We start from the raw sequence: 15,826 nt of genomic DNA, 5'->3' as shown, positions 1-15,826 counted from the left end.
GGATTTGCCAAAGCCATCGCCGAAAAACACTAGATTGGCGTTTTTTTTGCTTCTATTTTGCGAATAGGTATTATAAAGGTATTTTTATGACTCAAGCGCCTGATACCATTGTACTGGCCGCGGATGGCGGTGGCACGCGGTGCCGCATGGCTCTGTGTACAAAAGATACCGTCCATCAGATCGAGGTCGGCGCAGCCAATGTCTCGACCAGTTTCGACGGGACGGTGACGCAATTGCTGAGCGGCCTTGATCAGCTTGCCGTGCAATCCGGAATCGATCCGAAACACCTGTCCGATGCGCCTACATATCTTGGATTGGCCGGAGTAACCGGCGCGAAACTGGCCGGTGATCTTGCCGCCGCGTTGCCCTTTGCCCGCGTGCGGATCCAGGATGACCGCCCAGCCGCGCTGCGGGGCGCGCTGGGTCCTGGCGACGGCGTTATCGGCCATTGCGGAACCGGCTCGTTCCTGGCGGCGCAGTTTGACAGAGAGCCCCGTTTTGCGGGTGGCTGGGGGCCGATTTTGGGCGATCAGGCCTCGGCGCAATGGGTGGCGCGCTGGGCAATGTCCCGAACGCTGGATGCGCTAGATGGGATGGTCGCAAAAACAGACCTGACGCGGCGACTGGCCGAGCAATTCGAGGGGGCCGCAGGACTGGTACGTGCCGCGGCTGATATGTCGCCGGATACGTTCGGCGCCGTTGCGCCGCTGGTGACCGAAGCTGCGGCGCAGGGGGATGCGGTTGCTGTTGCGATACTGCAGCACGGCGCAGAATATCTGGAAGACCGCATCACAGGACTGGGCTGGAAACCCGGTCTTCCCATTTGCCTGACGGGTGGTATCGGGCCGCAATACGCGACCTATCTGCCAGAACCCATGCAGGCCGAGGTGGCACAGCCCAAGGGCGACCCGATGGCCGGTGCGATCGCGCTGGCCTGGGCCTATCACGAGGAGATCGCGCATGAACATCGCTGATTTCCTGCGCCCCGAGGGGTGGTTGGGCCACAGCGCGGGCCCCCGTTACGTACAACTGCGCCAACGGCTTGAAGAGGGGATTGCCGAGGGCATTCTGACCCCCAACAGCTCGCTTCCGCCGGAACGGGAAATCGCCGAATTGACCGATTTGTCCCGCGTCACCGTGCGCAAAGCCATTCAGGAACTGGTTCGCAAAGGTGCGATTGAACAACGTCAGGGCTCGGGTTCATTTGTGCGCGAGCCGGTGGCCCGGGTGGAACAATCGCTGTCACATCTCACATCCTTCACCGAAGATATGGAGCGCCGCGGTCTCAGCACCACGTCGATTTGGCTTGAACGCGGTATTTTCCTGCCTTCCCCGGAAGAAATGCTGGCGCTTGGCCTGTCGGCGGACGCGCAGGTTGCGCGCATTCACCGACTGCGCCAGGCAGGCGGGCGACCGATGGCGCTGGAGCGTGCGGCACTGCCGCTGGATATTCTGCCCCATCCGACAGAAGTCACCGGGTCGCTTTACGCCGTGTTGGAGAAATCGGGGTTTCGGCCGGACCGCGCCATTCAGAAGATCTCGGCCATTAACCTTGAAGAGACCGAAGCACGCCTGTTGGACGTTGCCGAGGGAACCGCCGGTCTGCGCATTCAGCGGACCTCGTACCTGGACAGTGGCCGAGTGGCCGAGCTGACCCGATCCATTTACCGCGGCGATGCCTATGACTTTGTGGCCGAGCTGCGCCTGTCAAACTGAAAGCCTGGGAAAATGCCTGATCAGATCACACAAATGAGGCGGGAAATCAATGAGATACCCGACGCAGTTGAACGTTTGTTAACCCAAGGCGCTGCTGCCACCGCCCGAATTGCAAACGACATTCGCGACTGCGATCCACAGTTCCTGATCTCGGTGGCTCGGGGGTCTTCGGATCATGCGTGCAGCTATTTGAAGTACACCTCCGAGATCCTGCTGGGTCTGCCAATGGCATCGGTCGGGCCGTCGGTCAAATCGATCTATGGCGTCGATATGCGGTGCGACCGCGCGGCCTGTATCTCGGTGTCTCAGTCCGGACAAAGCCCTGATATCGTGCAACTGACGCAATCCGTCACTAAGGGCGGGGCGTATTCGGTGGCGATTACCAATGACACAAGTTCAGCACTGGCAGATGTCGCGTCTTCGGCGATGTCGATCCACGCAGGCCCCGAACTGAGCGTGGCTGCAACCAAGACCTTTGTCACGTCACTGGTGGCAGGGTTGTGGCTATTGGCCGAGGTCAAGCGCGACGACGCCCTGTTGGCGGCCATTCGCGCGTTACCCGAAAGCTTGGCCACTGCGATAACCTGCGATTGGAGTGCCGTGGCCGAGGCCGTTGACGGCGGGTCGCTATTCACGCTGGGGCGGGGCACATCGCTGGCTATCGCCAATGAGGCGGCTTTGAAATTCAAGGAAACCTGCCAGATCCACGCCGAAAGCTATTCGGCGGCCGAGGTTCTGCACGGCCCGGTCTCGATCGTGGATCGGGGCTTTCCTGTTCTGGCGCTCGCCTCGGGAGACGCGGCCGAAGACAGCCTTGCCCAGGTTTGCGACGCGCTGGCGGCCAAGGGCGCAAAGGTTTTCGCCACGACGGACCGTGTGCAAAAGGCCGCGACGCTGCCACATGTTCGAACCGCGCATTGGATGACGGACCCCGTTCCAACCATCGCTGCGTTTTACGGCATGGTCGAAATGGTCGCGACGCAGCGCGGTGTGAACCCCGATAGTCCGCGGCATCTGCGCAAAGTGACGGAAACGGTATGACCGCACCAACGATCACCTTTTCAGGTGGCCCGATTTTTGATGGCACGCGTTTGCGTGAGGGGCAAGCGGCGCGATTTGTGGGCGGCGCGTTGACCGAAATCGTTCCCCAGGATCAGATTGCCAAAGACGAGGTGACCGAGGATCTGGGCGGAGACATTCTGAGCCCCGGTTATGTTGACCTGCAGGTCAATGGCGGTGACGGCGTGATGTTCAACGATGATCCATCGATTCAAACACTGCGCCGTATGGCCTTTGCCCATCGCAGCCTGGGGGCCACGGCCATTTTGCCAACGCTGATCACCGACACGCCGGAAAAGACCGCACTGGCTGTCTGCGCCGCAATCGATGCGGTGCAAGAGGGCGTGCAGGGTATCGCAGGGCTACACCTTGAAGGGCCGCATCTGTCGGTGCGCCGAAAAGGCGCGCATGACAGCGCGTTGATCCGCCCGATGACCGATCAGGACCTGCAATTGCTACTGGACGCCGCCGCCGAACTGCCCGCGCTGATGGTTACTGTTGCGCCCGAAAGCACGACACCAAAGCAGGTCGAGGTCTTGGCCGAGGCCGGGATCATCGTCTCGCTGGGTCACACGGATGCGCCGTATGACACTTGTCTGGCCTATGCCGAGGCTGGCGCCAGATGTGCCACGCATCTCTTCAACGCAATGAGCCAGCTTGGCAGCCGCGAACCTGGCCTGGTCGGCGCGGCCCTGACCTGTGGCAAGATGTCCGCCGGGCTGATCGCCGATACGATCCATGTGCATCCGCAAACCATGCAGGCGGCGTGGCGGGCGAAACAGGGGCCAGGGCAGATATTTCTGGTCAGTGACGCAATGGCGGTGGCTGGAACGGACCTGACCGAGTTTCAACTGGAAGGCCGACCCATCCAGCGCAATGACGGCAGGTTGACGCTGCAGGACGGCACTCTGGCAGGTGCGGATCTGGATCTGACGACAGCGGTTCGTATGCTGGTGGAGCATCTGGATCTGCCGCTTGAACAGGCGCTGGCGGCTGCCACCCGCGTACCTGCGCAGTTTCTGGGCGAGGCTTCGCGGGCAGGGCAGTCTGCGTTGGCGCAGTCCATAAGGATCGCGCCGGATCTGTCCGCCGCGCGTCCGGTCATTCCGAGCTAAGCGCTCTTATTCAACCGCAATATCCTGGCGCAGTTTGCCGGTGGTTTTGTCAAAAATCAGAATGCGGTTGTCATCGGTGACAACGGCGTACCAGTTGGTACCGATTGTCAGCGCCTGTGCTTTGGCACCGTCCGGCAGTTCGATCTGGTCGGGCAGTTTCGGGGTCCGATCCGTTAGGCGGATGACAATCAGCGCGAATGTCACTAGAACCCCGCCAATCATCACCGCGGTCAACAGCATGACCATACGCCGAAGCAGCCTCAGCTGTGGCGTTTCCTGCGGTTCCTGGGGGTCGGAAGGGACAGTCATGGGCACCCGCCTGATAGAATTTCAAATCGCGGCAGCACCACCGCCCCGTCTTGATAAGGCGCTTTCAAGGGATGTTCCAGCCACGGAAAACCTGTCGCGCACACGCCTTGCGCGGCTGATCCAGGATGGCGCGGTCAGGGTGAACGGGCAGCCTGTTGTCGATCCCAAAGCCAAGATCGCCGAAGGTGCCCAAATTGCCATATCGGTGGCCGAGGCCGATGAAAGCCATATTGGTCCGCAGGACATCCCGCTTGACGTCGATTATGAGGATGATGACCTGATCGTGGTCAACAAACCCGCAGGCATGGTGGTGCATCCGGCACCCGGGTCACCGGATGGGACATTGGTGAATGCACTGCTACACCATTGCGGCGAGTCCTTGTCTGGTGTCGGCGGTGTCAAACGCCCCGGGATCGTGCACCGCATCGACAAAGAAACCAGCGGGTTGCTTGTGGTGGCCAAATCGGATGCGGCGCATCAGGGCCTCGCCGCTCAGTTCGAGGCGCATACCGTCGAAAGATACTATCGCGCCGTGTGTTACGGCGTGCCGGACGCGAACGATCCCCGCCTGCGAGGGATCAAGGGGACCAGTTTCGAGCCCGGAAATATCCTGCGGCTGACGACGCAATTGGCACGGCACAAGACAGACAGGCAAAAGCAGGCAGTGACCTTTCACGGTGGTCGCCATGCGGTGACGCGTGCGCGGGTGGTTGAAAGTTTTGGAACGCCGCCCGTTGTGTCGCTGATCGAATGCTGGTTGGAAACCGGTCGAACCCATCAGATCCGCGTTCACATGGCTCATGCGGGTCACGGACTGGTCGGGGATCCGGTTTACGGCGGCAAACGCAAACTGGCTGCCCGCGCGGTGAATCGTGCCGCAGCCGAGGCAGTGCAAACCTTCCCGCGGCAAGCGCTTCATGCCGCTGTTCTGGGCTTTGAACATCCCATCAGCGGCGAAATGCTGCGGTTTGAAGCCGATTTGCCCGAAGACATGAATTCGCTTCTGGACGCGCTGCGCAGCCCGATGTCATAATTCACAAAGACACGTGAGAAATTCATTCTCAGCTTTCATTTATCAAAGGTTAATTCCAGACTGTTAACGGTTCCTCTTGAATGCGTCGGGCGCGATGCCCATATCCCATGTTAAGGGCTTAAACATTTGTCCAAGGGGCAGAAAAGAATGGCAAATTATTCAAATCTTCCAGCACCGTCACCAGAGGGTGGATTGAACCGGTACATGCAGGAAATTCGTAAATTCCCGCTGCTTGAACCGGAAGAAGAGTACATGCTGGCGAAACGCTGGGTGGAAGAACAAGACACCGAAGCGGCGCATAAGATGGTCACATCTCATCTGAGATTGGCGGCCAAGATTGCCATGGGCTATCGCGGCTATGGTCTGCCACAGGCCGAGGTGATTTCCGAAGCCAATGTCGGCCTGATGCAAGCCGTCAAAAAGTTTGACCCGGAAAAAGGCTTCCGGTTGGCGACTTATGCCATGTGGTGGATCCGCGCCTCAATCCAGGAATACGTCCTGCGGTCGTGGTCGATGGTCAAACTGGGCACAACGTCGGCGCAGAAAAAGCTGTTTTTCAACCTGCGTAAGGCCAAGGCACGCATCGGCGCGCTGGAGGAAGGCGACTTGCGGCCCGAAAACGTCGCCAAGATCGCTCAGGATCTGGGTGTCACCGAAGAGGAAGTGATCAGCATGAACCGCCGGATGTCCGGTGGAGATGCCTCGCTGAACGCCACTGTCGGCTCCGAAGGCGAGGGCACGATGCAATGGCAGGATTGGCTTGAGGATGAAGACGCCGATCAGGCCGGTGATTATGAAGCGCGCGATGAGCTTGAGGCGCGTCGCGAACTGCTGGCGGCTGCGCTTGAGGTGCTGAATGATCGTGAGAAAGACATTCTGACCCAGCGTCGTCTGATGGATCAGCCGGTGACATTGGAAGATCTGAGCACACAGTACAATGTCAGCCGCGAACGCATTCGTCAGATCGAAGTGCGCGCGTTTGAGAAGCTGCAGAAAAAGATGCGCGAACTCGCCCGCGAAAAAGGGATGCTGGGCAAGGTATGAGCTAAACCCAAGAACGATAAACCGGCCCGGCCATCCCGGGCCGGTTTTTCTATGGGTCCTTGCCAGACGGACCGATCCGCGCTAGCGCTAACGGCAAGAAACAGGCGGAGGGAACATCATGCAAAATCCGGTTCAATGGGGCATTCTGGGCGCATCCAAATTTGCTCTGCAGCAAATGGCACCGGCCATCCACGCGGCAAACGGCGCCCGTTTCGCCGGGTTGGCCACGTCCGATCCGGTCAAGGCGCAACCCTTTCAGGCATACTGCCCCGATTTGAGTGTCTACGACAGTTATGATGCGCTGCTGGCTGACCCGGCCATTGAGGCGGTCTATGTTCCTCTGCCAAATCACCTGCACGTGGACTGGAGCCTCAAGGCGCTGGACGCAGGCAAGCACGTATTGTGTGAAAAGCCGATGACCATGCAGGCGGCAGAGTTTGATCAGCTGATCGCAAAGCGGGACCAAACTGGCTTGCTGGCGGCCGAAGCTTACATGATCGTCCATCACCCACAGTGGCAACTGACACAAAAACTGGTCGCGGATGGGGCGATTGGCACGGTGAAGCATGTGACCGGCGCGTTTTCCTATGACAATCGCGCCGATACCGGCAACATCCGAAACCGGCCGGAAACTGGCGGCGGCGGCCTGCGGGATATTGGCGTCTATGTCATCGGCAGTGCTCGGTTCGTGACGGGGCAGGAGCCTGAGACCGTGCGATCCGCGATCCGGTGGGAGAACGACGTTGATGTGTTCACCGAAATCAAGGCGCGCTTTCCGGGTTTTACGTACTCGGCCTATGTCTCGACCCGGTTGCACCCAAACCAATGGATGGAATTCCATGGCGAAGGCGGTGTGATCCGACTGACAGCGCCGTTCAACGCGAGGCTATTTGGCGAAGCGCGTGTCGAGTTGCACCGCCGGGGGCTTGAGGTTCAGGTCACCCGCTTTCCCGGCGACGATCATTATAAGCTACAGGTCGAGGCGTTTGGCCGATCTGTTCGGGATGGCAGCGCCTATCCTTGCCCGCTGGAGTTTTCACGCGGCACGCAGGTCATGATTGATCAGGCTTTCGCCAACGCTGCGACCTTGTAGCCTCGACTTGCAAAACGACGGGTCCCGCGTCTAATCTGTACGCCCCGCAAAAAGGAGGCAGAGTGTGGCTGGTGGTTGGGCCCGTGACGGTGCGGTAAGCGAACAGATCGAAGCGTCGATTTCCGACGAGCTCGCCCGGATGCAAGCGCAAAAGCGCCCTGTGGGCGAAAGCCTGGCCCATTGCGCCGAATGCGAAGAACCTATCCCAAAAAAGCGCAGATTGGCCTTACCGGGTGTAAAGCTGTGTCTGGAATGCCAACAGGACCGCGACGGAGCCTTCCAATCCCGCGGCGGCATCAACCGGCGCGGTTCGAAAGACAGTCAGTTGAAGTGAGCTGAGTTTGGCTACTTTGGGCCCCGAGCTTGTGTTAGAGTAGCGCGTTGATCTTGAAGAACGCCGGTTCGAGATAGCAGTGACCAGCTTGCGCCAAGTGTCGGCATCACCAATTTGGTCGAAGGTCTGCAATGTCCGGTTAACATGGCATCTGCGCGCAAAGCTTCCCCGGTCCGATGACGATAGGACTTTTTTCCGAGTACGACCCAGAAAGACTGATCTTGCAATTGGAAATCCAGGCTGTAGTGGTGCAAGCGACCGGAACCGAAATCCCATAGCGGTTTCTTATGCTCATCTGACGATGGGCAAATGGGTTCTTTTTGCTGCGAGAACCCCGCAAAAAATGGGCGCAGGCATGAGGAGGTGCAGTGATGGATAAGCAAACCGAAGTCTTTTTCATCGTCGATGGTCAGCGCCTTGAAGCACAAGCCTGCTTGCTCGCTCCGACGCTGAAAGCCAACCTCACATCCAACCAGAAGGCTGCGGCTTATGTGCGCGAGGATTACTTTGATCAAGTGGATACGCTGACCTTTGAGGTTCTTGAGGCCGCCGATGTTGCGGTGCGGAAAATTCCGGCGACGGACGGGAACGAACGCATCTGGACGGCACCTTACCCTCAGGGGAACAAGATCCTGGCCGCAGCTCAGCCGAGATCATGTGATCTGTCCGTATTTCTTGATACTGATACGATATTGGTCACGCCTGTCGATTTCGCTTATGAGCTTGGCAATGCGGAGATTGGCGCATGTATTTCCGACTATACTTCGCCTAGCAACACCGAAGAGGGCTGGACAGCTTTCTACGGGTGTTTTGACCTTCCTTTGCCGACCGAGAGGGTCAGGCTTCAAGCGGGCAGGAAGTTGTTGTCATTGCCCTATTACAACGCTGGTATGATCATCTTTCGCGAGCGACTGAACCAGGAGCCGACCGAGATCGGCCCCCAATGGCTTCGCCTTGCGCAAAAATTTGATCGTGATGTGGTCTATCCATATGATCGTGCCAACATCGACCAGTTCACGCTCCCGATATTAGGGTATGATCGGGCGAAACCTGTCGAGGCAATGGACCAACGATTGAATTCCAATATTCGATCCCATGGATTTGGGGAAGGGCAGACACAATCCATCGTCCACTATCACAATATAGGTGCGCTTTGGGCGCATCCCGACCACGCCCTCTATACCCTCAATTGCCTTTCTGAACTATGCGGTGAGGGCATAGTTCAACGAATGTTGGAGCGTTTTGGACCCCATGTGCGGCGTCAACGGCTGAAGCGACTCATCTCACTCTAGAGCCGTATCCTTGTTTGGGCCGTAAACGTGTCACGCTATTACTCTGCGCTCGGCAATGGGCACGCTTCAGATTTTGGTGAAATCCCAAGCGCTGCGCCACAACGGTCTTGGGACTTTTCCATTTCAGTCGAACGTCTACCTGCTGGGACGAAAAAGCTAAGGGACCTTATGCAACCATCGCCATAGTCTCGTACGCTTACCCCTCCATAGCCTCCAGCTCATCAATAAAGCCCGAGATCATAGACAGGCCCTTGTCCCAGAATTTCGGATCGCTGGCGTCCAGCCCAAAGGGGGCGAGCAATTCGGAGTGGTGTTTCGAGCCACCGGCGCGCAGCATTTCGAAATACTTGTCCTCGAAACCATCTGCGCCACTTTCGTAGACGGAATAGAGCGCGTTCACGAGGCCGTCGCCGAAGGCATAGGCGTAGACGTAGAAGGGCGAGTGGACGAAGTGGGGAATATAGGCCCAGAAGGTCTCGTACCCCTCCATGAACTCGAACGCAGGCCCAAGGCTTTCGGCTTGAACGCTCATCCACAGGGCGTTGATATCGTCCGGGGTCAACTCACCTTCGCTCCGGGCGGCGTGGAGCTTGCATTCGAAGTCATAGAACGCAATCTGGCGGACCACCGTGTTGATCATATCCTCGACCTTGCCCGCCAGCAGCACCTTGCGCTGTTCCGGGGTCTCGGCCTTGTCCAGCATTTTGCGGAAGGTAAGCATCTCACCGAACACAGATGCCGTTTCGGCCAGGGTCAGCGGGGTCGACGACAGCATCTCACCCTGATCTGCCGCCAGCACCTGATGCACGCCGTGGCCCAGCTCATGCGCCAGGGTCATTACGTCACGCGGTTTGCCCAGGTAGTTGAGCATCACATAGGGGTGCACGTCGGTGACGGTGGGGTGGGCGAAGGCACCGGGCGCTTTACCAGGTTTTACCGCGGCATCGATCCAACCCTTGGAAAAGAAGGGGGACGCGATTTCACCCATCCGCGGATCGAACGCATTGTAGGCGTCCATCACGGTTTTTTCGGCCTCATCCCAGCCGACGATACGCGTGTCTTCCATCGGCAGGGGCGCGTTGCGGTCCCAGACCTGCATAACGTCCAGTCCCAGCCATTTGCGTTTTAACTCATAGTACCGATGGCTCAGCTTGGGGTAGGCGGCAACAACAGCCTCGCGCAGGGCCTCGACCACTTCGGGTTCCACGTCATTTGACAGGTGGCGGCCGGTCTGAGCGGTCGGCATGTTGCGCCAACGATCTACAATTTCTTTTTCTTTGGCCTGCGTGTTGTGCACACGCGCGAAGGTTTTGATGTTGTCCTGAAACACGGCTGCCAGCTCGCGCGATGCGGCCTCACGCTTGGACCGGTCCTGCTCGGTCAGCAGGTTCAGGGTGCCTTCGATATTCAGCTCTTCGCCGTCGATGGTAAAGGTCAGACCCGCGATGGTTTCGTCAAACAAACGCTCCCATGCGTCGCCAACAACCCCCAGATCGTGCAGGAATTTCTCAAGCTCGTCAGACAATTGGTACGGCTTCATGGCGCGAACGCGGCGGAAGACGGGCTCGTACCGGGCCAGATCGGCATTGGCATCGAGCAGAGCTTTCAGGGCGTCATCGTCGATGCGGTTGATCTCAAGCGTGAAGAACACAAGCGGTGTGGTGAAGACGGTGATCTTTTCCTGCATGTCGGACAGGAACTTGGCGCGATCCGCATCGGTGGTGAGTTGATAATAACGCAAGCCTGCAAAGGACATGATCCGCCCGGCGATGGCGTTGATCTTTTCGTTGCGTTGCACACAGGCCAGCAAGCCTGCAGCGTCCAGTTCGGCCAGTTTGCCTTCGTAGTCCGCAGCGAATCCGGCACATTCACCTTCCAACCACTCCAAATCCCGTGCCAGTTCCGGCGCCTCTTCCGAGGCGTAAAGGTCGCTCAGGTCCCACTCGGGCAGGTTGCCCAAGTTGTCGGCACCTCCGACAGCATTTGCATCACGGACGGGAAAGGGAAGGTCGCGCATGGATCACCTTTTGAAATCTGCTTTGGCAAACATCTAGGCCCGACACGCCTGGATCACAAGCGGGCTGACAGCTGCGCGTTCAATTGATCGGCGAGATCCCCAGATCAGGCCGAGGCAAAATGCGCCGCGATCTGATCGAAGACCGGCCCACGCACATCGGGGCCCTCCATCAGGACCTCATGTTCGCCATCCGGGATCTCGATCAGGGTTCCGCTGGGCCAGTTTTCCATCCGGGCCCGGATGGCTTTGCGGTCGACGATCTGTTCATGACTGCCAAGATAGGTCAGGCACGGCGTTGTCGGCGCGGTTTGCTGCATCAGCCACTCGCATTCATCCAGCGCCTCGCGCAGCCAGAGGTTCGAGGGCGCGCCCAATGACAGTTCGGGATGCGCTGTCAGCTGATCACGCATCATCTGATACATGGCTTCGTCCCGCGTCAGAGAGTTGCCTTCGAAAGGTTGCGACAACACATAGCTGTCCAGCGTCGTGGTCACGGGCGGCTTTTCCGCCAATCCAAACCGCGAACCCCAATAGGCCGTTACCCGGCTGAGGGGTTTCATGATCGGTGTAAAGAAAATGCCCCACATCGGACCGGTGAAGGCCAGCGCCGAAAAGACATCGTTTTCCAAAGCGGCGCGCAGCCCGATGGCTCCACCCATGGAATGGCCGATCACGTACCAGGGTTTGGGCAGTTCATTTTGCGAGGCAAAGTCAAAAACCGCCGCGACGTCTTTTTGAAAGTCGGGGAAGTGTTTGACATGGCCAATGCGCGGATCGTCCAGCAACCGGTCGGCCAGCCCTTGTCCCCGCCAATCGATGGCCAGAAACGCGTATCCCCGGCCCAGGAACTCGCCGGCGGCGTTGCCGTATTTCTCGATATATTCCGTTCGCCCGGGAAACATCATCACGGTTCCCTTGGGCAGGACATCAGGCACCCAATGGCCAACGCGGATGCGCACATTGTCCGAGGTTTGCAGCCAATGAGCTGCTCCACCGGCAGGCGCGCCGGCCACGTCTTCGAAAAGGGGGGCCGGCGACGCGTTCATCAGGCCAGCACCGAGGCCAATTGCATGGCGATACCCATATCACCGTCAACGCTCAGCTTGCCGGACATGAACGCACCTGTCGGGTTCATCTCACCGCTGAGGATCTGTTCGAACGTATCGGCATCGGCGCTGAGCGTTACATCCGCCTCATCGTCGCTGACACGGGCGCCGTCGGCATCCAGAACGATTGCGCCCAGATCAGCGATGGCAAACTTGGCCGACGCATCGAAACTGCCGCCTGCCAGTTTCTCGTTCAACGCGGCTGCGGCCTTTTCAAGAATATCGCTCATGGTCTTCCTCATATTGTTTATGCGCCGTGAATGGACATCTACGGTCGCAACGCTACACTGACCATTGTTATGAGCATTGCAATCACCAATCTCAAAGGTATCGTCGCGGCAGCTGTTGCGACAGTCATGATATCCACCAGTTCTTCGGCCCAACAGGCGGATTCGAGGGACGAAACGGTGCTGTTGGAGCAACTTGCCCAATCCACACCAGAACAGGCGATAGGCCTGGATCGGCAGTTGCAGGCGCTCTGGGCCTTGTCCGGGTCGGCCTCAGCCGATCTGCTGCTGGAACGGGGGCGCGAGGCGTTGGACGATGGGGATATCGAAACCGCCATTGATCACCTTACTGCTCTGACCGACCATGCCCCCGAATTTGCCGAAGGCTGGCATGTCCGCGCTTCGGCCTTTTTCGGGATCGACCGATTCGGGATGGCGATTGCGGATCTGGAACATGCCCTGACCCTGAACCCCAACCACTATGAGGCGATCTATGGTCTGGGGCTTATCCTTGAAGTAACCGGACAGCCAGACAAAGCCTTTAAGGCCTATGAACGCGCGCTGGCTATACATCCCCATCACGAACAAGTAACCAATGCCATGAATCGGCTGAAGCCTCAGATCGAAGGCAAGGCTCTTTAAGGTTCAGGGCAGGCGACAATGGTAAGCGGGTCATCCCGGGTAGTGGCCGTTCTGGGCCCGACCAACACAGGCAAAACGCATTACGCGATTGAGCGGATGCTGGGGCACCGAACCGGTGTCATCGGTCTGCCGCTGCGTCTGCTGGCGCGCGAGGTCTATGACAAGATCGTCGCCATCCGTGGTCCCTCGGTCGTGGCGCTGGTTACTGGTGAAGAGCGCATTGTGCCGCCCCGGACGCAATATTGGGTCTGCACGGTCGAGGCGATGCCAGAGGGCATGTGTGCGGATTTCGTGGCGATTGATGAAATCCAGCTGTGTGCCGATCCCGAGCGGGGCCATGTGTTCACAGACCGTCTGCTTCGGTCGCGCGGCACGCATGAGACCCTGTTCCTTGGGTCCGACACGATGCGCGGGTCCATCGCCGCGTTGGTGCCCGAGGCGCAGTTTGTCCGGCGCGAGCGGATGTCTCAGCTGGTTTACACCGGGTCGAAGAAAATCAGCCGTATGCCCGGGCGCAGCGCCATTGTCGGTTTTTCGGTCGACAACGTCTATGCCATCGCGGAACTGCTGCGCCGTCAAAAGGGCGGGGCGGCCGTGGTCATGGGCGCGCTCAGCCCGCGCACGCGGAACGCACAGGTCGACCTGTATCAGAATGGCGAGGTCGATTATCTGGTGGCTACCGACGCCATCGGCATGGGGCTGAACCTGGACGTGAATCACGTGGCGTTTTCGGCGCTGACCAAGTTTGACGGGCGGCGCATGCGGCCTTTGGCACCGAACGAACTGGCCCAGATCGCGGGTCGCGCCGGTCGCGGTATGTCCGATGGCACTTTTGGCGTGACCGGTGAGGCCGCGCCTCTGGACGAGGGCACGGCGCAGGCGATCATGGACAGCCGGTTCACGCCGATGAAAAAGCTCAACTGGCGGAATGCTGCCTTGCGTTTCGGCTCGGTTGAAGCGTTGATCACCTCGCTTGAGGTGGCGCCGCAAGATGATCATCTAGTCAAGGCGCGCCCCGCTGACGATCTGAACGCGCTGAAATCCCTGTCACAGGTGACCGAGGTGATTGCCCGTGCCAGCGATGGCCCGTCGGTCCGACTGCTGTGGGATGTCTGCCGAATCCCCGATTTTCGCGGCATCAGCCACGCGGAACATGCGGGCTTGCTTGAGGTGATTTTTGGCCACCTGCATGAACGCGGCACCATTCCCGACGACTTTCTGGCGCGACAAATCCGCCGCATTGACAGAACCGACGGCGATATTGATGCACTGTCCAAAAGGTTGGCATATATTCGCACCTGGACATATGTTGCGCAACGAAACGGTTGGGTAAGTGACGAATCCCATTGGCGGAACGAGACGCGCACTATAGAAGACAGGCTGTCAGACGCTCTTCACGAACGTTTGACGCAAAGATTTGTGGACCGGCGCACATCTGTATTGCTGCGCCGGCTCAAACAGAAGGAGGCCCTTTTGGCCGAAGTAAATGACAAGGGTGAAGTGACCGTCGAAGGCGAATTCGTCGGTCGTCTGGAAGGGTTCCGGTTTATCCCGGACAAAGCCGCGCAGGGGACCGAGGCGAAAGCGCTTAAATCGGCCTCGCTGCAGGCCCTCACACCGCAATTCCATCTGCGTGCCGACCGTTTCTACAATGCACCCGATACCGAAATAGATTTCACCGATCAGGGCGGCCTGATGTGGGGCGAATATGCGGTCGGCAAACTGGTTGCCGGGGCAGAGCCTCTCAAGCCGATGGTCGAGGTTTTTGTGGACGAGGCCGCAGGGCCTGATGTTGAACAGAAAGTGCAGCGCCGCCTGCAGCACTTTATCGACCGCAAGGTGGCTGCCCTGTTTGAGCCGCTGTTGAACCTGTCGCGCGACGAGGAACTGAGCGGTCTGGCCAAAGGCTTTGCCTTCCGCATGGTCGAGGCGCTGGGCGTGCTGCCGCGTGCGCAGGTTGCGCAAGAGGTCAAGGATCTGGATCAGGACGCCCGCGGCGCGCTGCGCAAGCACGGCATTCGCTTTGGCCAGTTTACCATCTTCATGCCGCTTCTGCTGAAACCCGCGCCCACGCGTCTGCGTCTGGTGCTGTGGGCGCTGTCCAGTGGGTTGCAGGAATTCCCCGAGGCACCGCCTCCGGGTCTGGTCACCGTGCCTGTCGCCAAGGATGCGCCACAGGGCTATGACACCATGTGTGGCTACCGCGATGCGGGCGAGCGTTCGATCCGTATCGACATGCTGGAACGTCTGGCCGACATGCTGCGCGCCGAGGACAGTCGGGGTGGGTTCGAGGCCAAACCCGACATGCTCTCGATCACCGGTATGACGCTGGAACAATTCGCCGATCTGATGCAGGGGCTGGGCTACAAGGCCGAGCGTGGCGAGCGTGAAAAGGTCAAACCCGCACCGGCGGAACAGCCTGCGGCTGATGCGCCCGAGCAACCGGTCGCCGAAGAAACCCCGACAGACGCAGTGGCGACGGACGATGTGACCACACCCGCCGAGGCGCCAGCCGAGGCCACCGACAGCACCGAGGCGGCAGCCGAGGCTCCGGCGGCAGAACAGCTGGCGGAACCTGCATCGGACGAACCCGAGGTTGAGGTCTTCTATACCTTCACATGGGGCCGACAGCGCCAGCCGAACCGCGGCCCGCGCCGCGAACAAGGGCAGGGCAAGGGCAAGCCGCGCGGCAAACCTCAGGGCAAGCCGCAGGGCAGGAAGGGCGGCAAACCTCAGGGTGCCAAATCCTTCTCGTCGCGGCCCCCTAAAAAGGAAAAGGCCATTGATCCCGACAACCCGTTTGCCGCCGCGCTGATGGGTCTGAAGGACAGCAACTAAA

15 protein-coding genes are annotated in these 15,826 nt (G+C 59.2%); 11 read left to right on the top strand and 4 right to left on the bottom strand.

What is annotated here, in order from left to right; all coding sequences use genetic code 11:
• The first annotated feature begins 86 nt into the window (after positions 1-86).
• Genes ACR0AG_RS17250 through nagA form a run of 4 tightly spaced genes read left to right on the top strand, consistent with a single transcriptional unit; the run spans position 87 to position 3,890 of the window.
• Positions 87-974 carry a glucosamine kinase nucleotide-binding domain-containing protein gene (locus ACR0AG_RS17250; RefSeq protein WP_480841161.1) on the top strand — a complete coding sequence of 296 codons (888 nt, stop codon included), beginning with the start codon at positions 87-89 and terminating at the stop codon, positions 972-974.
• Positions 961-1,716, top strand: coding sequence for a GntR family transcriptional regulator (locus tag ACR0AG_RS17245; RefSeq protein WP_480841159.1), 756 nt, complete (start codon positions 961-963; stop codon positions 1,714-1,716). The genes ACR0AG_RS17250 and ACR0AG_RS17245 overlap by 14 nt, the downstream gene beginning before the upstream one ends.
• Positions 1,717-1,728: 12 nt before the next feature.
• The gene (locus ACR0AG_RS17240; RefSeq protein WP_480841157.1) at positions 1,729-2,757 is read left to right on the top strand and encodes an SIS domain-containing protein; all 1,029 of its coding nucleotides are present in this window, start codon (positions 1,729-1,731) and stop codon (positions 2,755-2,757) included.
• Positions 2,754-3,890 carry an N-acetylglucosamine-6-phosphate deacetylase gene (gene nagA / locus ACR0AG_RS17235; RefSeq protein WP_480841155.1) on the top strand — a complete coding sequence of 379 codons (1,137 nt, stop codon included), beginning with the start codon at positions 2,754-2,756 and terminating at the stop codon, positions 3,888-3,890. The genes ACR0AG_RS17240 and nagA overlap by 4 nt, the downstream gene beginning before the upstream one ends.
• 6 nt (positions 3,891-3,896) lie before the next feature.
• Here the strand turns inward: nagA and ACR0AG_RS17230 are convergent, their stop codons facing one another.
• Positions 3,897-4,199 carry a DUF6476 family protein gene (locus ACR0AG_RS17230; RefSeq protein ID WP_480841153.1) on the bottom strand — a complete coding sequence of 101 codons (303 nt, stop codon included), beginning with the start codon at positions 4,197-4,199 and terminating at the stop codon, positions 3,897-3,899.
• Between ACR0AG_RS17230 and ACR0AG_RS17225 the strand changes: the two genes are divergently transcribed.
• The 5 genes from ACR0AG_RS17225 (at position 4,198) to ACR0AG_RS17205 (ending at position 8,995) form a co-directional block, all read left to right on the top strand.
• Entirely contained in the window at positions 4,198-5,232 is a 1,035-nt protein-coding gene (locus tag ACR0AG_RS17225; RefSeq protein ID WP_480841151.1) for an RluA family pseudouridine synthase, read from the top strand. The genes ACR0AG_RS17230 and ACR0AG_RS17225 overlap by 2 nt on opposite strands.
• A gap of 147 nt (positions 5,233-5,379) precedes the next feature.
• Complete coding sequence (gene rpoH / locus ACR0AG_RS17220; RefSeq protein ID WP_480841149.1) at positions 5,380-6,276, top strand: RNA polymerase sigma factor RpoH; 897 nt, start codon at positions 5,380-5,382, stop codon at positions 6,274-6,276.
• A gap of 118 nt (positions 6,277-6,394) precedes the next feature.
• Positions 6,395-7,369 carry a Gfo/Idh/MocA family protein gene (locus tag ACR0AG_RS17215; RefSeq protein ID WP_480841147.1) on the top strand — a complete coding sequence of 325 codons (975 nt, stop codon included), beginning with the start codon at positions 6,395-6,397 and terminating at the stop codon, positions 7,367-7,369.
• A gap of 64 nt (positions 7,370-7,433) precedes the next feature.
• Positions 7,434-7,703 carry a DksA/TraR family C4-type zinc finger protein gene (locus tag ACR0AG_RS17210; RefSeq protein ID WP_480841144.1) on the top strand — a complete coding sequence of 90 codons (270 nt, stop codon included), beginning with the start codon at positions 7,434-7,436 and terminating at the stop codon, positions 7,701-7,703.
• 371 nt (positions 7,704-8,074) lie between these two features.
• Positions 8,075-8,995: a hypothetical protein gene (locus ACR0AG_RS17205; RefSeq protein ID WP_480841142.1), complete on the top strand. Its 921-nt coding sequence runs from the start codon at positions 8,075-8,077 to the stop codon at positions 8,993-8,995.
• Between the two features lie 196 nt (positions 8,996-9,191).
• On the opposite strand, the gene ACR0AG_RS17200 is transcribed toward ACR0AG_RS17205, so the two are convergent.
• From ACR0AG_RS17200 to ACR0AG_RS17190, 3 genes are all read right to left on the bottom strand, one after another.
• On the bottom strand, positions 9,192-11,012 hold the full coding sequence (locus tag ACR0AG_RS17200; protein ID WP_480841140.1) for a M3 family oligoendopeptidase: 1,821 nt from the start codon (positions 11,010-11,012) through the stop codon (positions 9,192-9,194).
• Between the two features lie 104 nt (positions 11,013-11,116).
• A complete protein-coding gene (locus tag ACR0AG_RS17195) occupies positions 11,117-12,058 on the bottom strand; it encodes an alpha/beta fold hydrolase (RefSeq protein WP_480841138.1) in 942 nt (313 codons plus the stop codon).
• A complete protein-coding gene (locus ACR0AG_RS17190) occupies positions 12,058-12,348 on the bottom strand; it encodes an SCP2 sterol-binding domain-containing protein (protein ID WP_480841136.1) in 291 nt (96 codons plus the stop codon). The genes ACR0AG_RS17195 and ACR0AG_RS17190 overlap by 1 nt, the downstream gene beginning before the upstream one ends.
• A gap of 30 nt (positions 12,349-12,378) precedes the next feature.
• Between ACR0AG_RS17190 and ACR0AG_RS17185 the strand changes: the two genes are divergently transcribed.
• Both ACR0AG_RS17185 and ACR0AG_RS17180 read left to right on the top strand, forming a co-directional pair.
• Positions 12,379-12,987: a tetratricopeptide repeat protein gene (locus ACR0AG_RS17185; protein ID WP_480841134.1), complete on the top strand. Its 609-nt coding sequence runs from the start codon at positions 12,379-12,381 to the stop codon at positions 12,985-12,987.
• Positions 12,988-13,005: 18 nt separating this feature from the next.
• Entirely contained in the window at positions 13,006-15,825 is a 2,820-nt protein-coding gene (locus ACR0AG_RS17180; RefSeq protein ID WP_480841132.1) for a helicase-related protein, read from the top strand.
• Position 15,826: the final 1 nt, after the last annotated feature.

Source organism: Ruegeria sp. H6 (genome assembly GCF_056532975.1).
Note: the sequence above shows the minus strand (reverse complement) of the source record. Positions and strands in the feature narration are given on the sequence as shown.

Bases quoted from the DNA above. Each gene is read 5' to 3' on its own strand.
- ACR0AG_RS17250 (WP_480841161.1), top strand. From the start codon at position 87: ATGACTCAAGCGCCTGATACCATTGTACTGGCCGCGGATGGCGGTGGC.
- ACR0AG_RS17245 (WP_480841159.1), top strand. From the start codon at position 961: ATGAACATCGCTGATTTCCTGCGCCCCGAGGGGTGGTTGGGCCACAGC.
- ACR0AG_RS17240 (WP_480841157.1), top strand. From the start codon at position 1,729: ATGCCTGATCAGATCACACAAATGAGGCGGGAAATCAATGAGATACCC.
- nagA (WP_480841155.1), top strand. From the start codon at position 2,754: ATGACCGCACCAACGATCACCTTTTCAGGTGGCCCGATTTTTGATGGC.
- ACR0AG_RS17225 (WP_480841151.1), top strand. From the start codon at position 4,198: ATGGGCACCCGCCTGATAGAATTTCAAATCGCGGCAGCACCACCGCCC.
- ACR0AG_RS17230 (WP_480841153.1), bottom strand. From the start codon at position 4,199: ATGACTGTCCCTTCCGACCCCCAGGAACCGCAGGAAACGCCACAGCTG.
- rpoH (WP_480841149.1), top strand. From the start codon at position 5,380: ATGGCAAATTATTCAAATCTTCCAGCACCGTCACCAGAGGGTGGATTG.
- ACR0AG_RS17215 (WP_480841147.1), top strand. From the start codon at position 6,395: ATGCAAAATCCGGTTCAATGGGGCATTCTGGGCGCATCCAAATTTGCT.
- ACR0AG_RS17205 (WP_480841142.1), top strand. From the start codon at position 8,075: ATGGATAAGCAAACCGAAGTCTTTTTCATCGTCGATGGTCAGCGCCTT.
- ACR0AG_RS17200 (WP_480841140.1), bottom strand. From the start codon at position 11,012: ATGCGCGACCTTCCCTTTCCCGTCCGTGATGCAAATGCTGTCGGAGGT.
- ACR0AG_RS17195 (WP_480841138.1), bottom strand. From the start codon at position 12,058: ATGAACGCGTCGCCGGCCCCCCTTTTCGAAGACGTGGCCGGCGCGCCT.
- ACR0AG_RS17190 (WP_480841136.1), bottom strand. From the start codon at position 12,348: ATGAGCGATATTCTTGAAAAGGCCGCAGCCGCGTTGAACGAGAAACTG.
- ACR0AG_RS17185 (WP_480841134.1), top strand. From the start codon at position 12,379: ATGGACATCTACGGTCGCAACGCTACACTGACCATTGTTATGAGCATT.
- ACR0AG_RS17180 (WP_480841132.1), top strand. From the start codon at position 13,006: ATGGTAAGCGGGTCATCCCGGGTAGTGGCCGTTCTGGGCCCGACCAAC.